Here is a 3,056-nt window from a genome sequence, read left to right on the forward strand (position 1 = left end):
TCCGTTGAATAGAATCAACTGCGGGCTTCATTTGCAGTTCTTCTTCTTCGGGTACATCCATCCGTTGAATAGAATTGACTGCGGGTTTCATTTGCAGTTCTTCTTCTTCAGGTACATCCATCCGTTGAATAGAATTAACTGCGGGCTTCATTTGCAGTTCTTCTTCTTTGGGAATTTCCATCCGTTGAATAGAATTAACTGCGGGCTTCATTTGCAGTTCTTCTTCTTCCGGGATTTCCATCCGTTGGACTTCTTCACTCTCAGGCGCATTAATTCGCTGCACCACATCTGCGGCTACCTTATCCGCTTCTTGCTCATACTTATCCCCAGGCTGACCAATGGACAGCTTCATCTGTATTCCTCGTGGCTGACTTGGTGGATGGTACTTAAATATATTTGGATTGTATATACCCTGACCAGACTGTTCCACCCTTGCCGATTGGGCTTGGACATCAGGATTTTGGGGTGTCGGTGGAACTGGCTTTTGGACGAGAAAGCGGCGCGGTGCGAACTGACTTTTAGCTGGTGTATCAGAATTGTGGGCAGAAGCTTTCGCGGTTTTGTATTGTCTACTATACATTTACTCAACCCTATATATTATTATGCCACCATAGAAGCTTTCACGGCATATTTGGTCAAAAATTGCCGTTAATCAATCTTACCCCGGTTTCTGTAAATTACATCAGTTTTCATGTATTTGAACCACATCTGTCATAGGGGCGCAAGGCCTTGCGCCCCTACCGCGTGTTCTATGGTCGGGGAGGAGGAGATTGGATAGTCGTTTCCAAGAAATCACCATTTTGCCCGTATTTGGTGATGCGTCGTTTTTCCACTGTTCCTGTGATCTCAATCCGAGTGACAGAATGCCATTCACCCTCTACATTTACCCAAGCTATTGTTTGAGGAACTTCATCAGCCTGCTTCGTCCATTGTCGATTATCTACTCGATCTTCAAACAAAATTTGACCGGGATGTGTTGCACCAGATGGAGAAGTTGTACCAGTCATTTTATCTACCTCCGTAGGGTTATGATGAGTGACCAAAAGACTTTGATTGCATAGATATTCACTCGCACCAACAGAGCTTACCATGATCATAAGTCCTGTTATCCAACACTGAATCAGACTGATCATTTGTACTCCACATCCAGCATTTTAAAACGGTGAGGCACGATTTGACTATACTCAGCGAAGAGAGGAGACCCCTCTGTACTAACATAAATTTGGATAGTCTCTGCTACATCTTCATCAATCGAATTCATAGCATAACCAGAAACGGATACCTTGTCTTTATCCATTGCCTGTTGCCAATCCACCCACTTCCCTTTTTTGGTATCAGTACCCCAAGTTTTATAAGACCAAGTGTGACCCGTTTCATGGATCATGGTACCACGCATATAATTGTCGTCTGGAAGATTCTCAGAAACTTTATCTGGATAAATAGTCACAACACCAGCTTTACCCGCCGTCATATAGGAATGAAAATTAGGCGTGTTATATTCAGCCGCCCAATAAGCATCATCAGGATTGACTACTGCATTAAGCAGAATTGTTGTCATTACAGAACGATTTGCTTTAGGTAAATAGCTTGCTGCTTCAGCCGCTTGCTGAACTGTATGGTTATGATGTCCGGGTTCAGGAGCTTTAGGTGCAACAATGGGTATATTAACGCCATCTTCAAACTTGACAACCCATTTTTCTGCATCAGCTTTTTTACCCTGAAATGCGTAATCTTTTTCTGTAGTTGGCCCTTCTAATGTATATTTTATCTGGGTGGTGGTAACAGGTTCACTGACTACATCAGGAATGGATTCCTTGGCGTTAATTAAACCAGTCAGAGTCTGAGCTTGCTCAACATCTGTTTGGCTCGATAAAACCGCTTTTAGCCCTTTCAATTGAATACGAACAGTTTGAGAAACAGCATTTTCTCTCCCCTTGAGCATATTCTCTAAAATCGCTTGATCATCGGCTGCCATTTTTCCCCAGCCCGGCAATTTCTTGACGGCGGCCACTGCTGCCCTGGCCTCAACTTCCGACTCTAATGTTTTTAAAGAAGATGCTACTTTATGAGCATCAGGGCTACTTTCTTTATGTTGTGCAACCCATTTGCCAATAAGTTTAATTTCCTGCTTTATGGCATCGTCTGACAGACTAGATGGGTCAAAACTTTGAGTCAGACACAGAGGTTCAGGATCTTGAGCTTTTTCTTCCGAAGCAGTCTCCTTCGACCCGCCAAGTTTTTTGAAGCCTTTTTTAATGCTATCCCACAACCCTCGCTGAATCACTGATGCAGGAGTATTGGAAGATACTTGAGATGCTGCTGAACCTTCTGATTTCTGCATCTCAGGTTGAGCTTGTGGATTTCTATCTGATTCCCCAATGTCTGCGGTCAGCTTACGAGCAATAGAATTACCATTCTGCTGGACAACATGAGTCAACTCATGGGCAATCAACTCCTGCCCCCCTCGACTTCCTGGATCATAAGCCCCTTGCCGAAAGAACACATCCTGTCCTGTTGTAAACGCCTTGGCCTGTATGGATTGATTCAATTGGTCAGATTGACTATCTGTGTGAACTTTCACGCCACTAAAATCCGCCCCAAACGCCTGCTCAATCGGTTGGCGGATATTATCTGCTAGTGGTTTTCCGCTACCTCGTGCTTTTTGAATTGATGCTTCCAAATCTGGTGATGCCGCCATGCCATTTTCCGCAGGAAGACGCTGCACCATTGGTTTCATTTGCAGTTCCTCTTCTTCAGGAACTTCCATGCGTTGAATAGAATCTGCGGCGGGTTTCATTTGCAGTTCCTCTTCTTCAGGGACTTCCATGCGTTGAATAGAATCTGCGGCGGGTTTCATTTGCAGTTCTTCTTCTTCAGGGACTTCCATGCGTTGAATAGAATCTGCGGCGGGTTTCATTTGCAGTTCTTCTTCTTCAGGGACTTCCATGCGTTGAAGAGAATCTGCGGCAGGTTTCATTTGCAGTTCTTCTTCTTCGGGAATTTCCATGCGTTGAAGAGAATCTGCGGCGGGTTTCATTTGCAGTTCCTCTTCTTCA

3 protein-coding genes are annotated in these 3,056 nt (G+C 44.4%); all 3 read right to left on the reverse strand.

The features are described 5' to 3' along the window. Nucleotides 1-580 (reverse strand): hypothetical protein (locus ACM0OW_RS25605; protein WP_414553520.1); only part of this gene is annotated, 580 nt, incomplete at its 3' end. A 169-nt stretch (nucleotides 581-749) separates the two neighbouring features. After that, nucleotides 750-1,091, reverse strand: a complete 342-nt coding sequence (locus tag ACM0OW_RS25610) for a hypothetical protein (RefSeq protein WP_414553522.1) — start codon at nucleotides 1,089-1,091, stop codon at nucleotides 750-752. Nucleotides 1,092-1,129: 38 nt separating this feature from the next. Then, nucleotides 1,130-3,056: eCIS core domain-containing protein (locus tag ACM0OW_RS25615; RefSeq protein ID WP_414553524.1), on the reverse strand; the 1,927-nt coding region annotated here is incomplete at its 5' end.

It is taken from the genome of Anabaena sp. CCY 0017 (genome assembly GCF_963920885.1).
GTDB lineage: Bacteria > Cyanobacteriota > Cyanobacteriia > Cyanobacteriales > Nostocaceae > Nodularia.

Coding starts and splice junctions, on each gene's coding strand:
- ACM0OW_RS25610 (WP_414553522.1), bottom strand. CDS start 1,091: ATGGTAAGCTCTGTTGGTGCGAGTGAATATCTATGCAATCAAAGTCTT.